Source organism: Streptomyces sp. CAU 1734, from assembly GCF_039888735.1.
GTDB lineage: Bacteria > Actinomycetota > Actinomycetes > Streptomycetales > Streptomycetaceae > Streptomyces.
Genome location: NZ_JBDQQP010000013.1, coordinates 197,881 through 222,694, shown reverse-complemented (window position 1 = coordinate 222,694; position 24,814 = coordinate 197,881). Strand labels below are relative to the sequence as shown.

20 protein-coding genes and 1 tRNA gene are annotated in these 24,814 nt (G+C 71.1%); 11 read left to right on the top strand and 10 right to left on the bottom strand.

Annotated elements, in window-relative coordinates; all coding sequences use genetic code 11:
- Positions 1–11: 11 nt before the first annotated feature.
- Both AAFN69_RS25395 and AAFN69_RS25390 read right to left on the bottom strand, forming a co-directional pair.
- Positions 12–884, bottom strand: a complete 873-nt coding sequence (locus tag AAFN69_RS25395) for an alpha/beta hydrolase (RefSeq protein ID WP_347731052.1) — start codon at positions 882–884, stop codon at positions 12–14.
- A 115-nt stretch (positions 885–999) separates the two neighbouring features.
- Positions 1,000–1,482, bottom strand: a complete 483-nt coding sequence (locus AAFN69_RS25390) for an ATP-binding protein (RefSeq protein WP_347731051.1) — start codon at positions 1,480–1,482, stop codon at positions 1,000–1,002.
- Between the two features lie 333 nt (positions 1,483–1,815).
- On the opposite strand from AAFN69_RS25390, the gene AAFN69_RS25385 reads away from it, so the two are divergent.
- From AAFN69_RS25385 to AAFN69_RS25375, 3 genes are all read left to right on the top strand, one after another.
- The gene (locus AAFN69_RS25385) at positions 1,816–2,655 is read left to right on the top strand and encodes a helix-turn-helix transcriptional regulator (protein WP_347731050.1); all 840 of its coding nucleotides are present in this window, start codon (positions 1,816–1,818) and stop codon (positions 2,653–2,655) included.
- Positions 2,639–2,851 (top strand): DUF397 domain-containing protein, encoded by a 213-nt coding sequence (locus tag AAFN69_RS25380; RefSeq protein ID WP_347731049.1) that lies wholly within the window; start codon positions 2,639–2,641, stop codon positions 2,849–2,851. The genes AAFN69_RS25385 and AAFN69_RS25380 overlap by 17 nt, the downstream gene beginning before the upstream one ends.
- 727 nt (positions 2,852–3,578) lie before the next feature.
- On the top strand, positions 3,579–4,847 hold the full coding sequence (locus tag AAFN69_RS25375; RefSeq protein ID WP_347731048.1) for a VanZ family protein: 1,269 nt from the start codon (positions 3,579–3,581) through the stop codon (positions 4,845–4,847).
- 44 nt (positions 4,848–4,891) lie between these two features.
- On the opposite strand, the gene AAFN69_RS25370 is transcribed toward AAFN69_RS25375, so the two are convergent.
- Complete coding sequence (locus tag AAFN69_RS25370; RefSeq protein WP_347731047.1) at positions 4,892–6,652, bottom strand: beta-galactosidase family protein; 1,761 nt, start codon at positions 6,650–6,652, stop codon at positions 4,892–4,894.
- Between the two features lie 163 nt (positions 6,653–6,815).
- Here AAFN69_RS25370 and AAFN69_RS25365 point away from each other — a divergent pair, with 163 nt between their 5' ends.
- From AAFN69_RS25365 to pyk, 7 genes are all read left to right on the top strand, one after another.
- Positions 6,816–7,700, top strand: a complete 885-nt coding sequence (locus AAFN69_RS25365) for an AraC family transcriptional regulator (protein ID WP_347731046.1) — start codon at positions 6,816–6,818, stop codon at positions 7,698–7,700.
- A gap of 11 nt (positions 7,701–7,711) precedes the next feature.
- Complete coding sequence (locus AAFN69_RS25360) at positions 7,712–8,059, top strand: chorismate mutase (protein ID WP_347731045.1); 348 nt, start codon at positions 7,712–7,714, stop codon at positions 8,057–8,059.
- 404 nt (positions 8,060–8,463) lie between these two features.
- Positions 8,464–11,007: an aminopeptidase N gene (pepN, locus tag AAFN69_RS25355; protein ID WP_347731043.1), complete on the top strand. Its 2,544-nt coding sequence runs from the start codon at positions 8,464–8,466 to the stop codon at positions 11,005–11,007.
- Between the two features lie 329 nt (positions 11,008–11,336).
- Complete coding sequence (locus AAFN69_RS25350) at positions 11,337–12,764, top strand: aminotransferase class V-fold PLP-dependent enzyme (RefSeq protein WP_347731042.1); 1,428 nt, start codon at positions 11,337–11,339, stop codon at positions 12,762–12,764.
- Positions 12,761–14,269 carry a SidA/IucD/PvdA family monooxygenase gene (locus tag AAFN69_RS25345; RefSeq protein WP_347731041.1) on the top strand — a complete coding sequence of 503 codons (1,509 nt, stop codon included), beginning with the start codon at positions 12,761–12,763 and terminating at the stop codon, positions 14,267–14,269. The genes AAFN69_RS25350 and AAFN69_RS25345 overlap by 4 nt, the downstream gene beginning before the upstream one ends.
- Positions 14,270–14,377: 108 nt before the next feature.
- Positions 14,378–15,088 carry an SIMPL domain-containing protein gene (locus AAFN69_RS25340; RefSeq protein WP_347731040.1) on the top strand — a complete coding sequence of 237 codons (711 nt, stop codon included), beginning with the start codon at positions 14,378–14,380 and terminating at the stop codon, positions 15,086–15,088.
- Between the two features lie 188 nt (positions 15,089–15,276).
- Positions 15,277–16,713 carry a pyruvate kinase gene (gene pyk / locus AAFN69_RS25335; protein ID WP_347731039.1) on the top strand — a complete coding sequence of 479 codons (1,437 nt, stop codon included), beginning with the start codon at positions 15,277–15,279 and terminating at the stop codon, positions 16,711–16,713.
- Positions 16,714–16,807: 94 nt separating this feature from the next.
- Here the strand turns inward: pyk and AAFN69_RS25330 are convergent.
- Positions 16,808–16,880: transfer RNA gene (locus AAFN69_RS25330), tRNA-Leu, on the bottom strand.
- A gap of 99 nt (positions 16,881–16,979) precedes the next feature.
- On the opposite strand from AAFN69_RS25330, the gene AAFN69_RS25325 reads away from it, so the two are divergent.
- Complete coding sequence (locus tag AAFN69_RS25325) at positions 16,980–17,633, top strand: response regulator (protein WP_347731038.1); 654 nt, start codon at positions 16,980–16,982, stop codon at positions 17,631–17,633.
- Positions 17,634–17,888: 255 nt separating this feature from the next.
- On the opposite strand, the gene AAFN69_RS25320 is transcribed toward AAFN69_RS25325, so the two are convergent.
- From AAFN69_RS25320 to AAFN69_RS25295, 6 genes are all read right to left on the bottom strand, one after another.
- Positions 17,889–18,605, bottom strand: a complete 717-nt coding sequence (locus AAFN69_RS25320) for an ABC transporter ATP-binding protein (protein WP_347731037.1) — start codon at positions 18,603–18,605, stop codon at positions 17,889–17,891.
- On the bottom strand, positions 18,602–19,528 hold the full coding sequence (locus tag AAFN69_RS25315) for an ABC transporter ATP-binding protein (protein WP_347731036.1): 927 nt from the start codon (positions 19,526–19,528) through the stop codon (positions 18,602–18,604). The genes AAFN69_RS25320 and AAFN69_RS25315 overlap by 4 nt, the downstream gene beginning before the upstream one ends.
- Positions 19,529–19,533: 5 nt before the next feature.
- On the bottom strand, positions 19,534–21,276 hold the full coding sequence (locus AAFN69_RS25310) for a branched-chain amino acid ABC transporter permease (RefSeq protein ID WP_347731086.1): 1,743 nt from the start codon (positions 21,274–21,276) through the stop codon (positions 19,534–19,536).
- Between the two features lie 5 nt (positions 21,277–21,281).
- A complete protein-coding gene (locus AAFN69_RS25305; protein ID WP_347731035.1) occupies positions 21,282–22,214 on the bottom strand; it encodes a branched-chain amino acid ABC transporter permease in 933 nt (310 codons plus the stop codon).
- 108 nt (positions 22,215–22,322) lie between these two features.
- Complete coding sequence (locus AAFN69_RS25300) at positions 22,323–23,555, bottom strand: branched-chain amino acid ABC transporter substrate-binding protein (RefSeq protein WP_347731034.1); 1,233 nt, start codon at positions 23,553–23,555, stop codon at positions 22,323–22,325.
- Positions 23,556–23,900: 345 nt separating this feature from the next.
- Entirely contained in the window at positions 23,901–24,365 is a 465-nt protein-coding gene (locus tag AAFN69_RS25295) for a hypothetical protein (protein WP_347731033.1), read from the bottom strand.
- Between the last annotated feature and the right edge of the window lie 449 nt (positions 24,366–24,814).

Below are 24,814 nucleotides of genomic sequence, written 5' to 3'. Positions count from 1 at the left end.
CGGATCCGTCCTCAGGCCCGTCCGGGGACTGAGGACGGATCCGGCCGGCCCGCCCCGGCATCGCACCCCGGGCGCCGGCCGGGCCGGCCGAGTCCGCCGAGGAACTCCGAGAGGAGCGTGTGCAGAATCCCCGGCTGCTCCAGGTGCAGATCGTGGCCGGTTCCGGGAACGCAGACGGCCGTGGTGACGGGTCCTTCACGGAGCATGGCATCGGCTTCCGCCGGTGCGATGAAGCCGTCCTGGGCCATGACCACCAGCGTCGGGCACTCGACCCGCAGCCACTCCTCCCGGAAGGAACGCGTGGCGTTCTCCGCCAGCGAGCGGACCATGACCTCCCGGTCGAACCGGGGCCACCAGCCCCCGTCCCGTTCCTCCAGTCCGCTCGCCCAGCCCTCGCCCACCGGCCCGCCGCCGAGGAACCGGACGGCGGCCTCGCGCGAGGCGAACGGCACCGGCCACGAGTCGAGCCACCGTCCGATCACGGCGGGAGCGTCCGGCTTCGCCTCGCCCGGCGACGCCTCGACGAGCACGAGCGCGCGTGTCAGGCCGGGATGCGCGGCGGCGGTGAGCATGGCCGTGTGCCCGCCCAGGGACTGGCCGACCAGCACCGGCCGCCGCAGACCCAGCCGGTCCACGACCGCGCGGACATCGGCGGTGTACGCGGCACGGGAGACATCCGGCGGTCGGCGGTCGCTCCCGCCGTGCCCGCGCTGGTCGACCGCGACCACCCGCCACCGGGGGCTCAGGAGCCGGGCGGTCGCGTCCCACTCACCCGCGTGGCCCGCCAGACCGTGCAGCAGTACGACGGGCTCGCCCGCCCCGCCCCAGTCCCGGCAGACGAGCCGGACACCGTCCCGCGTCACCACGCGCTCGGACCAGGTCATGCGGTTCAGCCCTCCAGTGCATCGGCGCCGCTCCGATCATGCCGCAGCGGGCTCCGGGCCGGGGCGGGCCGGGACGGATGCCGGCCGGGACCGGCGCTTCGGCGCGGGCCGGATCTCAGCCGGATTCGGGCGTCGGGGCGCGTTGGGTGCCGACCGGGCCGGGAGCCGGAGCCAGTTCCGCCCAGACCACCTTCCCCGGCCCCTCCCGCCCGCTCACCCCCCATACCGTCGCGAGCGCCGCCACCAGCGGAAGCCCCCACCCGCCGACCGCGTCCGGCAGGGGGTCCCGCGCCCGTGGCAGTACGTCGGAGGCGTCGTGCACCTCGATCCGCACCCCGCCACCGCCCGGGACGAGGAGATACCGGGTCTCGATCTCCCGCCCCGGCGACACCCGCGCGTGACGGACGGCGTTGGTCAGCAGCTCCGAGAGCACCAGCAGCGCCGATTCCTCGATCGAGCCGAGCCCCCAGGCCCGGAGCGCGTCCCGCAGTTCGGCCCGCGCCCGGCCGACACAGCGATGGCCGCGCCCCCACCTGGAGACCACGGCGCCGGCAATCACGTTCTCGCGCGGTTCCGGTGAATCCTGCGACGTGGTCATCCCGCCCCCTCCGTGAGAATTCTCCGCCCCGGCGGAATGAATGTTCCGGACGGAAGGGCATGTGCCATCGTCATCCGAAGTGTTTGAAGGGTTGGGAATAAGCCCCATCGACTTTTACCGATGAGGCGAGCAATAGTGTTCACCGTGTTGACGCTCCGTCGAAAGCGTTGGCCAATGCCTCGGACCGATTGCGTTGGTCGCGGGGTTTTGTTGTTTAATTCACTCCGACGATAGGGGAGTTGCTTCTACCATCGCTGAAACGGCATCCGAGGTAGCGGGGTGGCGTGTGACCAAAGCTGTTTGTGGACAAGAGAGGTGAAAGGGAGTTCGAATATGGAGCCGGGTGACGAGGAGTCGGCGAAGCCGACGCCACGCACATTGCTGGGCCGGCGGCTGCGCCGGATGCGGATGGGGGAGGGCCTGTCGTTGCGGGCGCTGGAGAGCGAGGTGAGCTACCCCCACACCTATCTGAGCAGGGTGGAACGCGGGGAGCAGTTGCCGTCCCTGGCCTTGGCGCAGGCGCTGGACGCCCACTTCCGTACGCATGAGCTGTTCGTCGAACTGCTCACGGTGGCGCAGGACTCGACGATTCCGGACTACGTTCAGGCGGTCCTGGAGAGTGAGGACAGAGCGATCCGGATCCAGGTGTTCGACAGCAGTCTGATCCCGGGCCTGCTGCAAACCGAGGACTACGCCCGGGAGCTGTTCCGTATCTCGAAGCCCAACGCGTCCCCGGCGGAGGTGGAGGAGAAGGTTGCCACTCGGATGCGACGCAAGCGTCTCTTCGAGAAGTCGGACAAGCCCCTGTACTGGGCGATCATCGATGAGGCGGCCCTCAAACGACCCCTGGGTGGAGCACACTGCATGGCGGACCAGATGAGTCAAATCATCGAAGTCGCCGGAGCCCGGCACATCTCCCTTCAGGTGCTGCCCTTCACTCATGGCGGGCATTCATTGATGGGCGGAACTCTGTCTCTGCTGACGCTCGGAGATGGCACTACCATCGGGTATGCGGAGAGCTTCATCTCTGGCGCTGTGGTGGAGACGCCGCAGCGAGTTCTTGATCTCGTGCAGAACTTCGATGTAGTCCGTTGCCAGGCGCTTTCGGAGGGCGAATCCCTGGATCTACTGCGCAACTACTTGAGAGAGTACAGAGATGACGATGATTCCTGAGGCTTCCACCTTGATCGGCTGGCGCAAGTCGAGCTACAGCAACGGCGACGGTGGTTACTGCATCGAGGTTGCGGACGGCCTCCCCGGCGTGCTCCCCGTCCGTGACAGCAAGAACCCCCAGGGCCCGGCCCTGATATTCACCCGTTCCGCGTGGTCGGCATTCATCGCCCCGCTGCGGGCCGGCCCCTCGCTCTGAGGCCCGGCACCGCCCCGCGCACCGTGCGGCCCGACAGTGGGGAGGGCACGGATCCACAAGAAGCCCGGCCCTCTGTGCCAAGGACATCCGCCGCCGTTCGGGGCAGGCTGGGGAGCACGTCGGGCCCTGCGGGCGGGCGGGCCGCATGCCGGAATCGAGAGGGGTGAACTGGTGCTTTCCAGGAGCCGGAAGCTGCTTGTCTCGGGTGTCAGGGGCGTGGTCGAAGCAGTGGCGGCTGTGCGATTCATTCTCGCTCCGCCTCGGCTTCCCCTTCCGAGAGGCTGCCCGGGAAAGCGGCGGCCGGGGCGGCCGAGTCACCGGAGGCGGCACACCGGTCCGCGCCCCGCACGGGTGGCGTCGTCGCGCCCGCCGGTGAGTTCCGGGGCGTGCGCGCGGTTCGCTGACAGGAACAGGGCCCGCGTCTGACAGGAACAGGGCGCGGGTCCGACAGGACGGACCGGTGCTCGTCCCGCGCGGCGTCGCACCGGAGTTGACGCCCTCGGCCGCGTTCCCGACGGGGACACGGCAACGGCCGACGGGAGCCGCCGGGGTGCCGTCCGGCACCCCGGCGTCGGCCGTCCTTCACTCCATGGGGCGGATTCGGGACGAGTACTCCGCGCCACCCCTCCGCTCAACCCGGGCCATCTGTACGTTCCGTCATGTGCCGCCGAAGAACGGGGACGGAGTTCCCGCCCGCCCGGGTCCCGGCATGTGAGGGGTCCGCCTGATGATTGACACCCCGGTCACCGCCGCGCCGGGTCTGATCCCCTTCTTCGCCGTGATCGCGGTGCTGCTCGCCCTGCCCACCGCCTGGGTCGCCCGGGTGCGCGGCAGGCCTGGCGGGCCGCCGGTGATGCTCGCGGTGGCGCTGGCCGGGGTGCTGGCCGTCGCCCTGCTGCCCGGCAGTGTGGGCACGGGCATGCACGGACTGTGCGACACGGGGGCGCCCGCCCGGCTGCTCACCTCCCCGAGCGCCCTGCTGAACATCGCTCTCTTCGTCCCGGTCTCCGCACTGGGCGTACGGGTCTTCCGCAGGCCCCTGACCGTGATCGCCGTCGCCGTGGTGGGCAGTGGCACCGTGGAGATCGTCCAGGCCAACGGGCCGCTGGGACGGGCCTGTAGCGTCACCGACCTGGCGGCGAACGCGGTGGGCGCCCTCGCCGGGGCCGCCGCCGGGGTGCTCTGGCTGCGGCTGCGCGGCGCGGGGGTCGACCGGGCCGTGCGCGATCTCTGCTGGAGTGCCGGGCTGGCCCTCACCGGGGCGGGACTGCTTTTTGGCTGGTCCGCGGCCTCCGTCTCCACCGTGGACGCGGTCGCGGCCCGGGAGGAGCGCGAGGCGGTGGTCCGGGCGCCGGACGGCGCGGAGGCGTGGCTGGCCTCGGCGGCCGAGGAGGTCTTCGGCGAGGGCACCCGGACCACGGGGACCACCGCCGATCGCGGCGGCGGCCGGACGCGGATCACCGCCCGGACCGACCGGGGCGAGCTGGTCGCCTGGTGGCCGGAGCGGATCCTGGTGCGCGCCTGGTCGACCGGCTACCGCGCGGAGGACGGAAGCCCGGGCGACGCGCGGGTACGCGAACGGGGCGCGGGGTTCGCCGCCCGCTGGTTCCCGGAGAGCGTCGCCGGCAGCAGGGCGTCCGTCGAACGGGTCGGCGGGGCCGGGGGCGGGATCCATGTCCTCACCTACCGCAGATACATCGGGGGAGTGATGATGCCGATGCGGCTGGACATCACCCTCACCGCCGGCGGACGGATCCTGGGCTTCGACTCCAAGCCGCTGCCCGATCCGGTACTGCCCCGGGCCGTCGTCGGCCGGGCGGAGGCCGAGCGGATCGCGGAGGCGGCGACCGGTACGGAGGCCGCCGGGGCCGTACTGCTGGCCCAGCGGCTCCCCGGCGGGTGGCGGCCGGTCTGGATGATGGGCGGCGGCCCGGAGGCGCCGGAGCTCTTCATCGACGCGGTGACCGGCCGGCGGGTGACTCCCGGACGGCTGTGACCACCCGCCGGGCCGGACCCCGGCCACCGCGCCCCGTACCGCCCTCACCCCAGCCCGAACTCCCCGCCCGCCTCCTCCAGCTCCAGCACCCACACCTCGTTCTCGCCCTCCCGCAGCACCGGGCCGGGCACGTACAGCGCCTCCTGGGAGCCGACCCACCAGTACCGGCCGAGGCAGAAGCCGTTCACCCAGACGAAGCCCCGGTTCCAGCCCGGCAGGGTCACCCAGGCGTCGCCGGGCGCGGTGACCGTGACCGTGCCCCGGTAGAGGCCGGCCGGGCCGCCGGCCGGGACGGTGCCGCCGGTCTCCGGGGTGCGGAAGGCGATGCCCGCCACCGCGTCGGGCTCGAAGGCGTCCAGCCGCAGGGCCCGGGCGCGCACCCCGTGCAGATACTGGCGCTCGTGCAGCAGACCGCCGGTGATTCCCTTCGGTTCGCCCACCCGGGGGCCGTAGTTGACCCGGCCCAGCGACTCCACCCACAGCTCGACATCGGCCGGGCCCGCCACGGGCTCGGGCAGGGTCTCGTGGTCCTCGCTGAGCACCCCGGCGCGCACCCCGTCCACGTACACCACCGCCCGGTCCCGCAGGCCCGACGCCCGCAGCGGATAGGGCCGGCGGGGGCCCGGGACGGCGACCCGGTAGCGGACCAGACCCCGGTCCACCCCCAGCTCCTCGAAGGTCGGCGGCACGGGGGAGACTGTCTCCTCGTCGCCGAGTGCCTCCAGCACCTCGCCGAGCGGCGCCCACCGGGTCAGTACGGTGTGGGCCGGTTCGGCCAGCACCGGGGGAGCGGGCGGGATCGCGGGCAGCGGGCCGTCCGCGTACTCGGCGAGGATCTCCCGGAAGCGGTGGAATTTCTCGGTCGGCCTGCCCGCCTCGTCGATCGGGGCGTCGTAGTCGTACGAGGTGACCGTCGGCTCCAGATCGCCGTCCTGGACCGGGCCCGAGCGGTTGGCGCCGGCCCAGCCGGCGAAGTTGGTCCCGCCGTGGGCCATGTAGACATTGACCGAGCCGCCGAGTTCGAGGATCTCCCGCAGCGCCTTCGCGGCGTCCTCCGGATCCCGGGACATGTGGTCGTCGCCCCAGTGATCGAACCAGCCGCACCAGAACTCCATGCACATCAGCGGACCGTCGGGCCGGTGGCGGCGGAGCGTCTCGAAGGCGTCCCGGGCGCCGGAGCCGAAATTGACGGTGGCCAGCACGCCCGGCACCGAACCGCCGGTGAGCATGTGGTCCTCGGGCCCGTCCGAGGTGAAGAGCGGCACACTCACCCCGCAGTCCTCCAGGACGCTCGCGAGATGCCGCAGATACTCCCGGTCGCTGCCCCAGCTCCCGTACTCGTTCTCCACCTGGACCATGATCACCGGCCCGCCCCGGTCGATCTGCCGCTCCACCACCTGCGGCAGCAGCCGGGTGAACCAGCGGTCCACCTCGCCCAGATACCGGGCGTCATGGGTGCGCACCCGGCGCCCGAAACGGCCGGTCAGCCAGTGCGGCAGCCCGCCGTTCTCCCACTCGGCGCAGATGTACGGGCCCGGCCGGACGATCGCCCACAGCCCGGCCTCCCGGGCCGCGTCCAGGAACCGGCCCAGCGCCTCGACATCGTGGTACCTGCCCGGCGAGGGCTCGTGAAGATTCCAGGGGACATAGGTCTCGACACAGTTGAGTCCCATGGCGCGGAGCATCGCCAGCCGGTGGTCCCACTGGGACTCGTGCACCCGGAAATAGTGCAGCGCCCCCGAGAGCAGCCGCACCGGCCGCCCGTCCAACAGAAAATCCGTACCGCCCACACTGAAGTCCGCCATCTACCTACTTTCGACCCCTGGCGGTGGGCCGGTCCATGGACAAAGATCGGCGCTGTTTGGACACAAAAACGCACCACGGCTCACAGCGGAACCTCTGACACCACAGGTGCCGGAGGTGCCCGGCGGCGGGCCCCCGGGCGCGACAGCGAGAGGCCAGAGGCGGATGTATCACACCTGGATGCGGTATTTCACCCCAGGACCGATCCACTACCGCCTCGGCCTCGTCTGTCTCGGCGTGGGACTCCAGCACGGTGTCCTGCCCGCTGTCGGGCCGCGCGTCCTGGACCACCATGTGGCCGTCGTCATCAGCGCGGGCAGCGGCTGGTTCCGGGGCGCGGACGGCACCCGGACCGCGATCACCGCGCCCGCGCTGATCTGGCTCACCCCGGGCGCGCGCCATCACTACGGCCCCGACCCCGGCGGCTGGGACGAGTGCTTCGTCGACTTCTCCGGGCCCGCGACCGTCACCTACACCGAGCTCGGCTACATCGAGCCGGACCGGCCCGTGGTGCCGCTCTCCGATCCGGCCGGGCCGCGCGCCGCCATCAGCCGGATAGCCAGGGCCGCCCGCCGGGACAATCCGCTGCTGGAGGTCGAGACCGGCGCGGCCGTCCATGAACTGCTCGTCGCGCTGCGCCGGGCCCGCGCCGACACCAATCCCGCCGGGGACCCGGTCCTCGGCGCCCTCGCCCGCGACGCCTTCCAGCCCCTCTCGGTCGCCGAGCACGCGGCCCGGCACGGCATGACCGCCACCGAACTGCGCACCGCCGTGCGCCGGGGCGCCGGATGCAGCCCCAAGGACTATCTGCTCTCGATCCGCCTCGGCCGGGCCAAGGAGCTCCTCGCCGCCACGGAGCTGCCCGTCGCGGCCGTCGCCCGCCGGGTGGGATACGAGGACCCCGCCTACTTCTCCCGGCTCTTCACCCGCCGGGTCGGGGTGCCGCCGGTCCGCTTCCGCCGCAGGCAGGGGCGGGCCGTCCCGGGCGGCTGGAGCGACCGCGTACCGGACCCTGAACACCCGCCCACCATCGCCGCCCGTCCCACGTAAGCTCGACGACCATGACCACCAGGAACATCGATGCGAGCGTCATGGCCGAACTGGACCGGCTGAGGGGAAGCATCGACAACATCGACGCCGCTGTCGTATACATGCTCGCCGAGCGGTTCAAGTGCACGCAGGAGGTCGGCGAGCTCAAGGCACGGCACCAGCTCCCGACCGCCGACCCGGCGCGTGAGGGCCGCCAGATCGAGCGGCTGCGCCAGCTCGCGGAGAGCGCGCGGCTCGACCCCGCCTTCGCGGAGAAGCTGCTGACCTTCATCATCGCCGAGGTGATCCGCCACCACGAGACCATCGCGGCCCAGACCGACGCACCCGCCGCGACGCCGGACCGGCCGCACGGCGTGTGAGCGGTACGGGCGGGGCCGGGTCGGCGCTCACCCGGAACCGTCCGGGAGCCCGCCGGCACCCATTCGGAACCGTCCGGGGGTCTGCCGGCACCCGTCCGGAATCGTGCGGGAGCCTGCCGGCATCCACCCGGAACCTGCCGGTACCCATGCGGAATCATCCGGGGGCCTTTCGGTACTTGCCCGGGATCGTCCGGGTGCCGGTGACGCCTCGGGGGAGTGTTTGCTCCCCTCCCGCCCCGTACCTCCCGGATTGACACCCGGATCACCCCGCGGATCCGGCACACCGGTGCGCACCGGCCGGACCGGAGCCCGGGACCGGCCCGGCTCGCGCGCGCCGCCCGTGCGCTCACAGCGGAACGGGATCCACGTGTGCACGGCGCCGCTCATCAGGCAGCATGGCCCCCATGTCCGTACTCACGCGCGACGAAGCGCAGAACCGTGCCCAGCTGCTCGACGTCCACCGGTACACGATCGAACTCGATCTGACACCGGGGGCCGAGGATCCACCGAAGAACGCGGCGCCCACCGCGCCCGCCGAACCCGGTGAGGAGACCTTCGGCTCCCGGGCCGTCATACACTTCACCGCCCGCGCGGACGGGGACACCTTCTTCGAGATCAAGCCGGCCGCCCTGCACTCCGTGACGCTGGACGGACAGCCGCTCGAAACCGCCGCCCTCGACGACAACCGGTTCCCGCTCACCGGGCTCAGCGCCGGCGAACACGAACTGCGGGTCGAGGCGGACATGCGCTACTCCCGCACCGGCGAGGGCATGCACCGCTTCACCGATCCCAGCGACGGTGAGACCTATGTCTACACACAGCTCTTCATGGACGACGTCCAGCGCGTCTTCTCCGCCTTCGACCAGCCGGATCTGAAGGCCGTCTTCGAAGTCACCGTGAAGGCCCCGGCCGGCTGGTCCGTCCTCGGCAACGGCATCGCCACCCACGACGGCGCCGGCACCTGGACCTGTGCCCCGACCCTGCCGCTGGCCACCTATTTCGTCGCCGTCGCGGCCGGCCCCTGGCACTCGGTCCGCACCGAGCACGCCGGGCTCCCCTTCGGCATCCACTGCCGCCGCTCGCTCGCCGAGCACCTCGACACCGACGCGGACGAACTCTTCGAGATCACCCGCCAGTGTTACGACCGGTACCACGAGAAGTTCGAGGAGCCGTACCCCTTCGACTCCTACGACCAGGCATTCGTGCCCGAGTTCAACGCGGGCGCGATGGAGAACCCCGGGCTCGTCACCTTCCGCGACGAATTCGTCTTCCGCTCCGCCGTCACCGACACCGAGCGGCAGACCCGGGCCATGGTCATCGCCCATGAGATGGCGCACATGTGGTTCGGCGACCTCGTCACCATGGTGTGGTGGGACGACCTCTGGCTCAATGAGTCCTTCGCCGAGTACATGGGCTTCCAGATCCTCACCGAGGCCACCCGCTTCAAGGACACCTGGGTCGACTTCGCCGTCAACCGCAAGGGCTGGGGATACGACGCCGACCAGCGCCCCTCCACCCACCCGGTCGCCCCCGACCCGGACGCCGTCCCCGACACCGCCTCCGCGCTGCTCAACTTCGACGGCATCTCCTACGCCAAGGGCGCCTCCGCACTGCGCCAGCTGGTCACCTGGATGGGCGAGAAGGACTTCCTCGCCGGCATCAACAACCACTTCAACCGGCACAAGTTCGGCAACGCCACCCTCGCCGACTTCATCGAATCCCTCGCCCGCGCCACCGACCGCGATGTGCACGGCTGGGCCGACGCCTGGCTGCGGACCACCGGTATCGACACCCTCGGCCAGACCGTGACCGAGGCGAACGGCTCCTGGTCCCTCGGCGTCACCAGGGACGGCTCCCGCCCGCACCGGATCGCGGTCGGCGCGTACGACATCGACCCGGTCGACCAGGAGCGGATGGTGCTCCGGGGACGTTTCGAGCTCGATGTGCCCGCCGGCGGGGCGCCCGCCGAGCCCAGGCCCGGCCGCCGCCCCTCGCTGGTCGTCCTCAACGACAACGACACCACCTACGCCAAGATCCGCCTCGACGCCGGCTCCTGGGAGACCGCCCAGCGCGTGCTCTCCCGGATCCCGGACCCGCTGACCAGAGCCGTCATCTGGAACGCGGCCCGCGACATGGTCCGGGACGGCGATCTCGCCCCCACCGCCTATCTGGAGGCGGCCCGGGTCCATCTGCCGCGCGAATCCGATCTGGCGATCGTGCAGGGCGTACTCGGCTTCGCCGCCGCGCAGATCGCGGACCGCTACCTCCCGGCCGGGGAGCGCCCGGCGGCGCTCGGGGTGATCCGGGAGATCTGCCGCGCGCTGATGCGCCGCACGGAGGACGGCAGCGACAGCGGCCTCCGTCTCATCGCGGTGCGCCACTGCATCGCCGCCGCCGCCCAGCCGGAGACCATCCAGGAGTGGCTGGCGGACGGCAGCGTCACCGGCGGTCCGGAGCTCGACCCGGAGCTGCGCTGGCGCATCCTCTACCGGCTCGCCGTCCTCGGCGCCACCGACGAGAGCGCCATCGCGGCCGAGCTGGAGCTCGATCCCAGCGCCACCGGCCGGGAGGGCGCGGCCCGCTGCCGCGCGGCGCTCCCCTCCCCGGAGGCGAAGGCCGCCGCCTGGGAGCTCCTCTTCACCTCGGACACGCTGTCGAACTACCTCTTCACGGCGACGGCCCAGGGCTTCTGGCAGCCGGAGCAGGCCGAGCTGGTGAGCCCCTATGTCACCCGCTTCTACCCGGCGGCCGTGGCCCTGGCCGCCCGCCGGGGCCCCGCCATCGCCGAGGCGGCCGGGCGGTACGCCTTCCCGGTCCACGCCGTGGACGCGGACCATCTGGCGCTGGGCGAGGAGTGCCTGGCGGACACCGGGATGACCCCGGCGATGCGCCGCAAGCTGGTGGACCAGCTCGCGGACCTGCGCCGCGCCCTGTCCGTCCGGGGCTGACCCCCCCCCCGGCGCTTTCGCCAACGCCCTCCCCCGCCGCCCGGCCGGCGCGGGAGGGCGTTCCCGTCGCCGCCCGCCCCGGCGGAACCTTCTCCGGGCCCCCGGGGCCCGGGGCGGACGCCCCCCACCCGCGACACCGCCGCCGCCCCCGGGGCCCCCGCCCCGGCGGCCCCGGCGCTCCCGTCCGGGTTCAGGGCGCGCACGTGCTTCCTCGCGCCCCCATCCGCCGCAATACCCCTCCGCACCCCGGCTCGTTGGGCAGCGGGCACACCCCTCCCACCCCGGGGGTGACCGGGACCGACCCAACGCCCCCGCCGGAGGACACATCCATGACCCCGCCCAGCCCGCCGCAGGCCCCGCAGAGCGGAGCCGGCCCCGCGGCCCTCCCCCCGCTCTCCGGCGGCACCACCGGGCCCGACGCGCTGCGGCCCCTGCTCGCCACCGTGCTCGACGCGCTCCGCGACGGCGCCGCCGACCGGCGCGGGCCGCTGCCCGCCGGCGGGCCGGGGGCCGTCGCCGCCAGAGTGCGGGCGGCGGCCGAACCCGTACTGCCGGAACACGGCACCGGCGGGGGAGAGGCGCTGCGACGGCTCGTGCACACCCTGGCGCACGGAACCGCCGACCCCGCCGACCCGCTCTGCGCGGCCCATCTCCACACCCCGCCGCTCGCCCTCGCCGTCGCCGCCGATCTCGCCGCCTCCGCGCTCAACCCCTCCCTGGACTCCTGGGACCAGGCCCCCGCCGCCTCCGAGCTGGAGGCCGCGCTCACGGCCGCGCTCGCCGCCGAGATCTACCCGTCATCCGCCGCGCCCACCGGGCCCGCCGCCGTGCTCACCACCGGCGGCACGGAGTCCAATCAGCTCGCGCTCCTGCTCGCCCGCGAGGCCCACCACCCCGGGCTGCGCACCGTCTGCTCCGCCGGAACCCACCACTCCGTACGCCGTGCCGCCTGGCTTCTCGGCCTCCCCGAGCCCGTGGTCTGCCCGGGGGAGGGCCTGGACCCCGCCGAGCTGGAGGCGGCACTCACCCTCACCCCCGGCCCGCATCTCGTCATCGCCACCGCCGGCACCACCGACACCGGCCTCATCGACCCCCTCCCGGCGATCGCCGACCGCTGCGCCCGGCACGGCGCCGAGCTCCATGTGGACGCCGCCTACGGGGGCGGCCTGCTCTTCAGCGCCCGCCACCGGGACCGGCTCGCCGGACTCGAACGAGCCGACTCCGTAACCTTCGACCTGCACAAACTCGGCTGGCAGCCGATCGCCGCCGGGCTCCTCGCGGTCGCCGACCGCACCCGCCTCGCCCCGCTCTCCCTCACCGTCGACTACCTCAACCCCGACGACGACACCGAATCCGGTCTGCCCGATCTCCTCGGCCGCTCCCTGCGCACCACCCGCCGCGCCGACGCCCTGAAGATCGCCGTCACCCTCCGGGCGCTGGGCCGCGACGGCCTCGGCGCACTGGTCGACCGGGTTCTCGCCACCGCCGGCGAACTGGCCGCGCTCATCGAGCGGAACCCCGCACTGGAACTGTGGGAGCGGCCCGCCCTCACCACCGTGCTCCTCCGGCCCGCCGGCGCCGGCGACGCGGACATCGCCCGGATCCGCCGCACCCTGCTCACCGACGGCACCGCCGTCCTCGGCCGGGCCCGCGCGGGCGGACGGCTCTGGCTCAAGGCCACCGTACTCAACCCCCACACCACCACCGCAGACCTCACCCGTCTGACCGCACTCGTGGAAGGCAGCAACCCCGGATGACCGCCCCCGCGCGCCCCGGCCCCCCACCCGAGCCCGATTCCGCTCCCGAGCCGGGGCACGACTCCGAATCCGACCGGCCGCTCGATCTCATCGGGGTCGGCGCGGGCCCGTGCAATCTCTCCCTGGCCGCGCTCGCCGACGGTGTCCCCGGCGGGCTGGCCACCGCCTTCCTGGAACAGCGCCCCCGCTTCAGCTGGCACTCCGGCACCCTGGTCGACGGCAGCACCCTCCAGGTGCCCTTCCTCGCCGATCTGGTCACCCTCGCCGACCCGGCCAGCCCCTGGAGCTTCCTCGCCTATCTCCGCTCGCGCGAACGCCTCTTCCCCTTCTACTTCGCCGAGAAGTTCCACATCCACCGCGCCGAGTACGACGCCTACTGCCGCTGGGTGAGCGACAACCTCACCACCCTCCACTTCGGCCACCGGGTCGACGCCGTCCGCTGGAACCCGGAACGCGCCCTGTTCGAGGTCGACTTCACCCGGCTCGCCGGGACCGGGACCGGAACCGGGGCCGAGGCGGGCGCGGAGGCGGGCGGCGAGGAGACCGTCGGCCGCGCCCACGCCCGTAACATCGTCCTCGGCGTCGGCAGCGAGCCGCACATCCCCGAACCCCTCCGGCCGCTGGCCGACGCGCCGGGCGTCCCCGTCATCCACTCCGCCGACTACCTCGGCCACCGGGCCGGACTCCTCGCCGCGGGGCATGTCACCGTCATCGGAGCCGGCCAGTCCGGTGCCGAGATCTTCCTCGATCTGCTCCGGGCGCGCCCCGCCGGGGCCGAGGGGCTCCACTGGCTGGCCCGGACCGAGGCATTCGCGCCCATGGAGTACTCCAAGCTGGGGATGGAGCACTTCACCCCCGACTACACCCGCTACTTCCACGCCCTGCCCGAGAAGACCCGCGACCGGATCATCCCCGGCCAGTGGCAGCTCCACCGGGGCATCGACGCCCGCACCATCGCCGAGATCCACGACGAGCTCTACCGGCGCACCCTCCACGGCGGCTGGCCCGACGCCGTACTCACCCCGGGCGTCGGCGTCCGCACCGCGGGACGGCTCGCCACCACCCGGATCGAGCTCCATCTCGAACACCTCCAGCAGGGCACCCGTTCCCGTCTCACCACCAACGCCGTGGTGCTCGCGACCGGTTACCGCGAACGCCCGGTCGGCCGGATGCTCGCCGGACTCGACCCGTACATCCGCCACGACTCCTCCGGCCGGCCCCGGATCGACTCCGAGTACCGGCTGATCCTGGACGACTCGGTCACCGGCTCGGTCCATGTGCAGAACGCCGAGACCCACACCCACGGCGTCGGCGCCCCCGATCTGGGGCTCGTGGCCTGGCGCAGCGCCACCATCCTCAACTCGCTGACGGGGAAGGAGCCGTACCCGCTGCCGCACCGCACCGCCTTCACCAGCTTCGGCCTGGAACAGCGGGAGAACACCCGGGTACCGGCCCAGGCGAACCCGCTGCTGCCGCGTCCGGTACCGCTGTCGCGGCGCGGCTGACGGACCGCGCGGGGCCGGCGCCGGTGCGGCCCGGCCCCGCGCGCCCGCTCCGGATGCGACAGTGGTCGGTGAGTACGACGGCCGAGCACACCGCACGAGGGAGCCTCCATGACCACCGGTACCGGAACACCCGTCCCCTTCGGAACCCCCGAGACCCCGCGCGTCGCGGTGCGCGGCGAGGCCCTGCTGGAGGTCGACCCGGAGATCGCCCGTATCGGGGTCGCCGTCAGCGCGCGCGGCACCGACCGGCGCGCCGCTCTCGACGACCTCACCCGCCGCAACGCCTCGGTCCTGGAACTGATCAAGTCCTACGGCGAGGCGGTGGAGAAGGTGGAGACCGGCTCCTTCTCCATCACCCCCGAACCGGCCAAGCGCGGCCGGGGCGAGCGGGTCCGGGCCTACCACGGCCGGGTCCATCTCACCGCCGCGCTGGCCGACTTCACCGCACTGGGCGAACTGGTCACCCGGCTCGGCGATCAGGAGCTCACCCGGGTCGACGGCCCGTGGTGGGCGCTGCGCCCCGACTCGCCCGCGTACGGGGAGGCCCGCCGCCGGGCGGTACGGGAGGCGGTGCAGCGGGCGCGGGAGTACGCGGCGGCGCTGGACGCCGGTCTGGTCGCCCTGGTCGAACTCGCCGATCTGGAGGCCGAGAACGCCGGCGGATACGGCAGGCCGCGCGGCATCATGCACGCGGCGGGGTTCGCGGCGGAGTCGTCCGGGCTGGACAAGGGCCTGCCCGCCCTCGATCTGGAGCCGCAGCGCCAGACGGTTCAAGCCCAGGTGAACGCCCGCTTCACGATGACCCCGCCGAAGCTGTGAACCCCGGGCGGGGGGCCGGCGGAGGCGGGCTTCGCGTGCTCCCCGTATCCGGACGAACACACCCGGAAACGCTCATCGGAGCACCCCTGCGCACACTTCAGCAGTTGTCAAGAGCCGTTCGTGCAAAGGTTGTTGGGCAGTCATGCGCAAGTCAGGTCCTACCGGTGGGTAAGACGTAGGCTCGGGCCATGCGCCGAGCGAAAATCGTTTGTACCCTGGGCCCCGCCACCGACTCGTACGACCAGATCAAAGCGCTGGTCGAGGCCGGAATGGACGTGGCCCGCTTCAATCTCAGCCACGGTTCGTACGAGGACCACGAGGAGCGGTACCACCGCGTCCGCAAGGCGTCCGACGAGACCCGCCGCAGTGTCGGAGTGCTGGCCGACCTCCAGGGCCCGAAGATCCGGCTCGGACGCTTCAGTGAGGGTCCCGTGCTCCTGGAGCGCGGCGACGATTTCACCATCACGGTCGAGGAGGCCGAGGGCGACCGCACCATCTGCGGCACCACCTACGGCGGTCTCGCCGCCGATGTCACCGTCGGCGAGCGCATTCTGGTGGACGACGGCAAGGTGACCCTGGAGGTGACCGGAGTCGACGGTCCCCGGGTCCGCACCACCGTCATCGAGGGCGGGATGGTCTCCGACCACAAGGGGCTCAATCTCCCCGGTGTCGCCGTCTCCGTGCCCGCGCTCTCCGAGAAGGACATCGAGGATCTGCGCTGGGCCCTGCGCATCGGCGTCGATGTCATCGCGCTCTCCTTCGTCCGCAGCGGCCGGGACATCGAGGATGTGCACCGGATCATGGACGAGGAGGGCCGGCGCCTCCCGGTCATCGCGAAGGTCGAGAAGCCGCAGGCCGTCGAGAACATAGACGACATCGTCGCGGCCTTCGACGGAATCATGGTGGCGCGGGGCGACCTGGGCGTCGAAATGCCGCTGGAGCAGGTGCCGATCGTCCAGAAGCGGGCGATCAAGCTGGCCAAGCGGAATGCCAAGCCGGTGATTGTCGCGACCCAGATGCTGGACTCGATGATCGAGAACTCCCGCCCCACCCGCGCCGAGGCGTCCGATGTGGCCAACGCGGTCATCGACGGCACCGACGCGGTGATGCTGTCGGGCGAGACGAGTGTGGGCAAGTACCCGGTCGAGACGGTCCGCACCATGAGCCGCATCGTCGAGGCCGCCGAGGAGGACATCCTGGCGAAGGGGCTGCCGCCGCTGACCGAGCGGAGCAAGCCCCGGACCCAGGGCGGTGCGGTGGCGCGCGCGGCGGCGGAGATGGGCGACTTCCTGGGGGCCAAGTTCCTTGTCGCCTTCACCCAGTCCGGCGACACGGTCAAGCGGCTCTCCCGCTACCGCTCGCCGATCCCGCTGCTGGCCTTCACGCCCGACCCGGCGACCCGTTCCCAGCTCAACCTCACCTGGGGGGTGGAGACCTTCCTCGGGCCGCATGTGGAGTCCACCGACGCGATGGTGGCGCAGGTGGACGAGGAGCTGCTGCGGATCGGGCGGTGCGCGCCCGGCGACATCGTGGTGATCACCGCGGGATCACCCCCCGGGGTGACCGGCTCCACCAATCTGGTCCGGGTGCACCGGATCGGCGAGGACCCCGCTCCGGTGGGCTGACGCGGGCCGGGAGCCCGGCCGTCCGGCTCGGGACAGCGCCTCGAGGCCCCTCACGAGAGGGGCCTCGGTCGTGACCTTGTAATCGCAGGTAAAGTACCCCGGGTGGGATTCGAACCCACGCTGGATGGTGTTTGAGACCACTGCCTCTACCGCTGGGCTACCGGGGTGTCCTTGGAAACAAAGGATGGCGTACACCCTTCGTGCCCCAACCATACAGGAGCTGGGTAGGCTCATGGGGAGCACCCTGCCTTGGAATGAGGAGTCCCGTGACCGCCCCCGACGCGCCCGAGCCCATCGCCGACGACGAACCGTCGCATGTACCTCCGCTGACCACCCGCGTCGTGATCGCGGAGGACGAGGCCCTCATCCGGCTCGATCTGAAAGAGATGCTGGAGGAGGAGGGCTATACGGTCGTCGGTGAGGCCGGAGACGGCCAGCGGGCCGTGGAGCTCGCCCGCGAGCACCGGCCCGACCTGGTCATTCTCGATGTGAAGATGCCTGTCCTGGACGGCATCTCGGCGGCCGAGAAGATCGCCGAGGAGTCCATCGCCCCGGTGCTGATGCTGACCGCCTTCTCCCAGCGCGATCTGGTCGAGCGGGCCCGGGACGCCGGTGCGATGGCCTATCTGGTCAAGCCCTTCAGCAAGAGCGATGTCGTGCCCGCGATCGAGATGGCCGTCTCCCGCTTCACCGAGCTGAAGGCCCTGGAGAAGGAGGTCGCCGACCTCTCCCAGCGGCTGGAGACCCGGAAGCTGGTCGACCGTGCGAAGAGCATCCTCCAGACCGAGTACGGGCTGAACGAACCGGCCGCCTTCCGCTGGATCCAGAAGACCTCGATGGACCGCCGTCTGTCGATGCAGCAGGTCGCGGAGGCCGTCATCGAGGACGCGGCGGAGAAGAAGGCGGCGAAGGAGCAGTAGCGGCCGGCGCGCACGTGCCGGGACGCACGGCCCCGGGCCGGGACGGCCCGGCCGGCGTCCCGGGCGAACCGCCCCGTACGGCGGACGCGTCGGCGCCCGCCCCGTACGGCCGGAGCCGGTCCCCCGGCCGGGGGACCGGCAGCCCGCTTCCGCTCCCGCGGAGAACACCGAGAACACCGAGAACACAAGGGCCCCGCGGGCGTACCGGTAGATGTACGCCCGCCGGGCCGGGCGCGCGCCGGGCACGGCGGTGTGTCAGTCCTCGCCCAGGTACGCCTTGCGCACCGACTCGTCGACCAGCAGATCCCGGCCCGTGCCGGTCAGCACGATCTTGCCGATCTCCATCACATGGCCGTGATCGGCGAGTGAGAGCGCGGCCTGCGCGTTCTGCTCCACGAGCAGAATCGTCGTGCCGGACTCCTTCAGCTCTTTGATCGTCGCCATGATCTTCTGCATCATGATCGGCGAGAGGCCCATCGACGGCTCGTCCAGCATCAGCAGCTTGGGCTGCGACATCAGCGCGCGGCCCATCGCGAGCATCTGCTGCTCGCCGCCGGAGAGCGTGCCGGCCGCCTGCTTCTGGCGCTCGCCCAGGATGGGGAAGAGCTCGTACGCCCGGCGGATGTCCTTCTCGATCCCCGCCTTGTCGCTCCGGAGAAACGCTCCGAGCTGGAGGTTCTCCGCGATCGACAGCCTGGGGAAGATGTGCCGTCCCTCGGGCGAGTGGGCCAGGCCCAGCGCCACGATCTTGTGCGCGGGGACCCCGGAGAGCGGCTTGCCGTCGAAGACGATCCGCCCCCCGGCCGGCTTCAGCAGCCCGGAGAGGGTGCGCAGGGTCGTGGTCTTGCCCGCGCCGTTGGTGCCGATGAGGGTCACGACCTCACCGGCCTCGACCTTGAACGAGATGCCCTTGACGGCCTCGATCTTGCCGTAGGCGACCCTGAGGTCCTCGACCTCCAGCAGTGTGCTCACGGGGCGTCCCCTTCCGGGCTGGTTGTGCCGGTGCCGCCGGCGGATTCGCCGGAGGCACCGCTCTTCTTCGCGGCCGCGGAGCTGTGCGCCTCGGCGGCCTCCACCTCGGCCAGCTCTTCCGCCCCCGGAGCACCCTCGAAGGGGGTGCCGAGGTACGCCGCGATCACCCGCTCGTCGCCCTGGACCACCTCGGCGGTCCCCTCGACCAGCTTCTCGCCCTGGACCAGACAGGCGACCCGGTCGCAGAGGTTGAAGATGAAGCGCATGTCGTGCTCGATGACGAGCACGGCGATGCCCTGGTCCCGGATGGCGAAGATCAGCTCTTCGGCCGCCCGGGTCTCCTGCGGGTTCATACCGGCCGTCGGCTCGTCCAGGAGGAGCAGACCGGGGTCGCTCGCCATCGCCCGCGCGATCTCCAGCTTGCGCTGTTCGCCGTAGGGGAGATTGCGGGCGACATGGTCGGCCTTGGCCTCCAGGCCGACGAAGGCGAGGAGCTCCATGGCGCGTTCGTGCGACGCGGCCTCGGCCTTCTTGAAGCCGGGCCCGCGCAGCAGCGCCGACCAGAGCCCCTCCTTGGTGCGGGTGTGCCGCCCGACCAGAACGTTCTCCAGCACCGTCATATTGGCGAAGAGCCGGATGTTCTGGAAGGTGCGCGCCACTCCGGCCGCGGTGACGAGATGCGGCTTGGGCGGCAGTACGGAGCCCTTGTAGCTGACCTTGCCCTCGGTCGGGACGTACAGACCGGTGAGGCAGTTGAAGAAGGTCGTCTTGCCGGCGCCGTTGGGACCGATCAGACCGACGATCTCGCCGGACCGGACCGTGAGGTCGACCGAGTTGACGGCGAGAAGCCCGCCGAAGCGCATGGTCACGCCGCTGGCGTCCAGCACGACATCGGAGAGGGTCTCGGTGGTGGTGGTCGTCATGCCGTTCACGCCCCCGCCTTGCTGATGCCGGCGCCGGAACCCGCGAGGCCGGGGTCGGGGCCGTCCGGGCCGGCTGTGTCGGTGTCGTCGTGGTACTCGAGCTGGGCCCGGCGGTTGGGGATCAGTCCCTCGGGACGGAAGCGCATCAGCAGGATGAGCGCGATACCGAAGCCGAGGAGCTGGTACTCCTGAAGGAACTGGAGCTTCTCCGGGATCATGTAGAGCAGCGCCGCGCCGATCAGCGGTCCGCTGATGGTGCCCATACCGCCGAGGATCACGGCGGCCAGCAGGAAGGCCGAGTTGGGCGGTACGGGCCCGGCGAAGACATACATCTCCGGGACCACGGTGGACTCCACATGGGCCTGTACGGTGCCGGCCAGGCCCGCCAGGGTGGCGCCGAGGGCGAAGGCGATCAGCTTGACGCGGAAGCCGTTGATGCCCATGGCGGTGGCGGCGGTCTCGTCCTCGCGGATGGCGACCCAGGCACGGCCGATACGGGAGTTGCCCGCGCGGCTGAAGACCACGATGACCAGGATCATCGCCAGCACCATCAGCAGGTAGTAGTTGGCGTAGGCGCCGAGCTCGAACCCGAGGATGGTGTGCGGCTCACCGAAGTTGTAGCCGAAGAATTCCAGATGGGGAATGTTCGGAATACCGTTCGGGCCGTTGGTGATGTGCGGGCCGGAGACTCCGTCCAGGTTGCCCATGGCGATACGGAAGATCTCTCCGAAGCCGAGGGTCACGATGGCCAGATAGTCGCCGCGCAGCCGCAGGGTCGGCGCGCCGATGAGGACGCCGAAGATCAGCGAGGCCGCCGCGCCGGTGAGCACCGATGCCCAGAAGGGGAACTGCACACCGAAGGCGGAGGCGGTGGATCCGGATACCAGCGCGGCCGTGTAGGCGCCGACGCCGAGGAAGGCCACGTATCCGAGGTCGAGCAGACCCGCCAGACCGACCACGATGTTCAGGCCCAGCGCGACGGTCGCGAAGATGAGCACGTTCACCGCGATGAGGGTGTACGTGTCGGTGCTCTGGGTGAACGGGAAGGTGATGGCCGAGGCCAGCGCGGCGATGATCGTCACCTGGCGGTGCTTGGCGGTGAGCGCCGACAGCCGGGCGATGAGCCCGGCCTTGAAGAGCGCGGAGACGCCGAAGCCGACGGTGATCAGATAGCCGGTGAAGAGCTCCGCGTCCTCGGTGTCGATGCCGTACGTGACCACGTACAGCCCGGCGGCGAAGACCGCGATGATGACCAGGATGTCGGCCCAGGAGGGGAGCTCCTTCGGCCGGCCGGCCTTGCGGGTGTCGTCGGGGAGCAGGAAGACGACGGCCACGGGGATGGCGGAGGCCACCGCCGCGACGAAGCCGCCCGGTTCGAGGTTGATCACTCCGCCGAGCTGCACGGCGATGGCGATCACGGTGAACCAGGTGGTGCCGAAGGCACCGAGCGCGGCATTGCGGAGCGCCTTGGTGGATCCGGTCGGGGTGACCCAGCCGAGTCCCTTGACGCCCAGCGAGGCGAGGGCGAAGAGGACGACGAGCGCGCCCGCCGCCAGGGTGAGGATCTGGAGACCACCGGGGTAGCCGTAGACCGTGAGGTCGCCGGGGAAGGCCGAGGTGTACGTCCAGGCGAGGAAGGTGCTCGCGATGGTGGCGAGTCCGCCGGCCGCCGCGATCCAGCGCAGGGTGCCGGCCCGGGATGCGTCGTCGGTCGCGGTGGCGCCGACCGCCTTGGTGTCCGTGGTCATCGCTCTCACGCCCGATCCGCGACGCGCTCACCGAGCAGACCCTGGGGCCTGACGAGGAGCACGACGATGAGAAGTACGAATGCCCAGACGTTGGACCAGGCGCCACCGCCGAGCTGCTGCATTCCGGGGATCTCTTCGATGTACGCGATCGACAGGGACTCCGCGAGGCCGAGCACGACTCCGCCGACCATGGCCCCGTAGATGTTGCCGATACCCCCGAGGACCGCCGCGGTGAACGCCTTCAATCCGAGGATGAAGCCCATCTCGAAGTTGATCTGGCCCTTGTCGAGCCCGTACGCGACCGCCGCGACCGCCGCGAAGGCGGCGCCGATGGCGAAGGCCATCACGATGATGCGGTCGGTGTTGATCCCCATCAGCTTCGCGGTGTCCGGGTCCTGCGCGGTGGCCTGCATGGCCCTGCCGCTGCGGCTCTTGGTCACGAAGACGCCGAGGGCGAGCATGCACAGGGGTGCGAGGACCAGGACGAAGGCGTCGGCCCGCTGGATGATCAGGTCCTCGGTGATCTTGAAGGACTCACCCTTGAACTCGGGGAAGCTCCGGGCCTTCTTGGCGTCCGGGTAGAAGCCCCAGACGAGCTGCTGAAGGGCGATGGACAGACCGATCGCCGTGATCAGCGGAGCGAGGCGTGGCGCGCCCCGGAGTGGCCGGTAGGCGAACCGTTCCGCCGCCGTGGCGACAGCGACGGCGGCTATGGCGCCACCTATGATCATGAGCGGGATCGCGACGAGCAGGGACACCCCGCTCGGGAGCCATATATAGGTGGTCAGGGCGCCGAAGCCCCCGATCATGAAGATCTCGCCGTGGGCGAAGTTGATGAGCTGGACGATGCCGTACACCATGGTGTAGCCGATGGCGATGAGACCGTACAGGGCCCCCAGGGCAAGGCCATTCGCCAGCTGTTGCGGCAGTTCGTTCACCGCGTGGCCTCCGATGAGCGTGTCGGATATGACTCCGCGCGTGGGCGCTGTTTGCGCCCTCGCGCGGTGGGTTTCAGGAATTCAGCCGAGCTGTGGCGGCTGCGGGGATCAGTCCTCGAACGTGGCGCTCTTGACGTCGGTCCACTTGCCGCCCTTGACCGAGTACACGGTGAGCTGCTTGTTCGTGGTGTCGCCGTACTCGTCGAAGGAGACCTTGCCGGTCACACCGTCGAAGGAGACCTTGGACATCGCCTCGGTGACCTTGGCGCGGGCGTCGTCCGGCAGCTTGCCGTCGTTCTCCGCCGCGACGGCCTTGACCGCCTGGATGATGGACCAGGCCGCGTCGTAGGAGTAGCCGCCGTAGGCCGCGTACGGGTCGGAGTAGCCGCCCGCCGCGTAGTCCGCGATGAACTTCTTCGCGGTCTCCAGCTTCTCGACCGGGTAGCCGACGGAGGTCGACAGGTCGCCGTCGTTGGACTCGCCGGAGGCGCTGATGAAGGCGGGGTCGTAGATGCCGTCACCGCCCATGGTCGGGACCTTGGCGCCGGCCTTCTTGATCTGGTCGGCGAGGAGGCCCGCCTCGGGGTACTGGCCGCCGAAGTAGACGGAGTCCGCCTTGGACGCCTTGACCTTGTCGGCGGTGCTGGAGAAGTCGGTCTCCTTCACCGTGACGTGGTCGGTGCCGGCGACCTTGCCGCCGAGCCGCTCGAACTCCGCGGAGAAGATCGCGGCCAGTCCGGCGCCGTAGGTCTGCTTGTCGTCAACGACGTAGACATTCTTCTTCTTGGCGTCGTTGTACAGGTACTGGGCGGCGAACTTGCCCTGGATGACATCGGTGGTGGCGGTGCGGAAGTACGTCTTGAACGGACGGCTCTTCTCGCCCTTGCCCCAGTTGTCGCCCTGGGAGAGCGCGGGGTTGGTGTTGGCCGGGGAGACCTGGGTCAGATTGGCGGCGCTGAAGACACCCTGCATCGACTGCGCGACACCGGAGTTCAGCGGGCCGACGACGCCCAGAACATCCTTGTTGCCCACGAGTTTGGTGGCATTGGCCTTGCCTGAGGCAGGAACTGCCTGGTCGTCGAGGGCTTCGACCTTGAATTCGATGCCAGGGACTTCATTGTTCTTGTTCGCGGTCTTGGCCGCGAGGTCAGCGGAGTTCTTGATTCCCTGGCCGAGTGCGGTGAGCGAACCGGTCAGAGGGGCGTCGACGCCGATGATGACGGTCGTCTTGCCGCTGCCCTCGGAACCCTTCTTGTCGTCGTCGCGCGATCCGCAAGCGGTGAGGGTGAGTGCTCCGGTGGTGACCACGGCACTGAGTATGAGCAAGGAACGGTTTCGCACGATAAGTCCTTTCCCTGGCGCGGCCCCTCCCCTGAGGTGCCGTTTGGTCGCCGGGCCGTACGGAATACATGGGCCGTGCTGGTTGCGCCCGGCGGCGCGGTGACTGGCCGTGACTCTAAGCGCCGTGGGGAGGGTGGGGGAGTACGCGAGTCAGGATGTGACGCTCTTGTTATGCCACGGCCAAGGCTGGGTGCCGGGAGTGGGGCAAATTGGACTATTCCGTAGTCAGGATGGGTGCCCGGAGTACGAGAACGCCCAGTTCCGCTAAGGCCCTTGAGGGGATCATGGTACTGACAGTGGATCACGCGGCCCGAATGTGTCCGGTTGTCGGGGAAGGCGGACGGGCTATCGGAAGTGGGTTGATTTGACATTCCCGAAATAATTACTCTCCGTGACTATTTTCGGGTTGTGGCTCGGGGGCCGCCAGTTCTCCGAACTGCCGGTGGCGCCCTTGAGGGCCTCGCATCGCGCCTTCGTCTGATCGCCGATCAGTTCCAGCGCCGCGGCGCGCCCTTGCCGCCTCTCCTCGGCGCGCGCGGCGGCGAGGACGTCCTCGTGGATCGCGTACTGCTCATTGGAGAGCCCCTTCTGCTCCCAGTCGAGCCCCGCCCATGTGCTGCCCTTGAGGGCTTCGCCGGCCCAGTGGGAGACGAGCGCCGTGCAGAGCTCGGCGGCAGAAGTCCTGCGGGGTACGGGAGTTGGCGCCTCGGCCCCTCCGTCGCGGGAGGGGCCCGCACAGCCGCCGAGCGCGAGTGCGGCCAGGGTGGCCGCGATGACGATCCGGGCCGGGGTGTGCCGCGAGGTGGTCATGGCCCGTACGGTAGGGCGTCACGTTCCGTCACTCAATGCCCACGTTCCGGCTCTTCGCGCCCGTAATCCCCCCGCGGCTTCCCCCGCCGTTCACCCCTTCCCGCGCCCCCTCGGCCCACCCGCTCCCCCCGTCCCCTCCCGCGTGCGGGCCCCGCCCCCCGCTGACAGTGAGTGCCGGTTTGTCACCCCGGACCGTTGCGCCTCAACCGCCGGCGGGGCTCATTCTGCTGCCGCTGCCCGGGGAGCGTCGCCCGATGAGCGGCCCCCGTGGTTTCAGCCCCGCCGGCGGGGCGAGGACGCCGAAACCAAGCCTCGCCGGCGATTGAGGCGCGGCAGCACCGGGTCAGGGTGACCGGAACTCAGCCCCGCCGGGGGTGCCTCCCAGGCGAAGCTCTGGGGGAGTTCGAGGCGCGGGGCCCGGGGCGGGGCCCCGGAACCCGCACTCCGCG

What these genes read in the sequence shown, in the direction of transcription:
- AAFN69_RS25395 (WP_347731052.1), bottom strand. Translation starts at nt 884, where the DNA reads ATGACCTGGTCCGAGCGCGTGGTGACGCGGGACGGTGTCCGGCTCGTC.
- AAFN69_RS25390 (WP_347731051.1), bottom strand. Translation starts at nt 1,482, where the DNA reads ATGACCACGTCGCAGGATTCACCGGAACCGCGCGAGAACGTGATTGCC.
- AAFN69_RS25385 (WP_347731050.1), top strand. Translation starts at nt 1,816, where the DNA reads ATGGAGCCGGGTGACGAGGAGTCGGCGAAGCCGACGCCACGCACATTG.
- AAFN69_RS25380 (WP_347731049.1), top strand. Translation starts at nt 2,639, where the DNA reads ATGACGATGATTCCTGAGGCTTCCACCTTGATCGGCTGGCGCAAGTCG.
- AAFN69_RS25375 (WP_347731048.1), top strand. Translation starts at nt 3,579, where the DNA reads ATGATTGACACCCCGGTCACCGCCGCGCCGGGTCTGATCCCCTTCTTC.
- AAFN69_RS25370 (WP_347731047.1), bottom strand. Translation starts at nt 6,652, where the DNA reads ATGGCGGACTTCAGTGTGGGCGGTACGGATTTTCTGTTGGACGGGCGG.
- AAFN69_RS25365 (WP_347731046.1), top strand. Translation starts at nt 6,816, where the DNA reads ATGTATCACACCTGGATGCGGTATTTCACCCCAGGACCGATCCACTAC.
- AAFN69_RS25360 (WP_347731045.1), top strand. Translation starts at nt 7,712, where the DNA reads ATGACCACCAGGAACATCGATGCGAGCGTCATGGCCGAACTGGACCGG.
- pepN (WP_347731043.1), top strand. Translation starts at nt 8,464, where the DNA reads ATGTCCGTACTCACGCGCGACGAAGCGCAGAACCGTGCCCAGCTGCTC.
- AAFN69_RS25350 (WP_347731042.1), top strand. Translation starts at nt 11,337, where the DNA reads ATGACCCCGCCCAGCCCGCCGCAGGCCCCGCAGAGCGGAGCCGGCCCC.
- AAFN69_RS25345 (WP_347731041.1), top strand. Translation starts at nt 12,761, where the DNA reads ATGACCGCCCCCGCGCGCCCCGGCCCCCCACCCGAGCCCGATTCCGCT.
- AAFN69_RS25340 (WP_347731040.1), top strand. Translation starts at nt 14,378, where the DNA reads ATGACCACCGGTACCGGAACACCCGTCCCCTTCGGAACCCCCGAGACC.
- pyk (WP_347731039.1), top strand. Translation starts at nt 15,277, where the DNA reads ATGCGCCGAGCGAAAATCGTTTGTACCCTGGGCCCCGCCACCGACTCG.
- AAFN69_RS25315 (WP_347731036.1), bottom strand. Translation starts at nt 19,528, where the DNA reads ATGACGACCACCACCACCGAGACCCTCTCCGATGTCGTGCTGGACGCC.
- AAFN69_RS25310 (WP_347731086.1), bottom strand. Translation starts at nt 21,276, where the DNA reads ATGACCACGGACACCAAGGCGGTCGGCGCCACCGCGACCGACGACGCA.
- AAFN69_RS25295 (WP_347731033.1), bottom strand. Translation starts at nt 24,365, where the DNA reads ATGACCACCTCGCGGCACACCCCGGCCCGGATCGTCATCGCGGCCACC.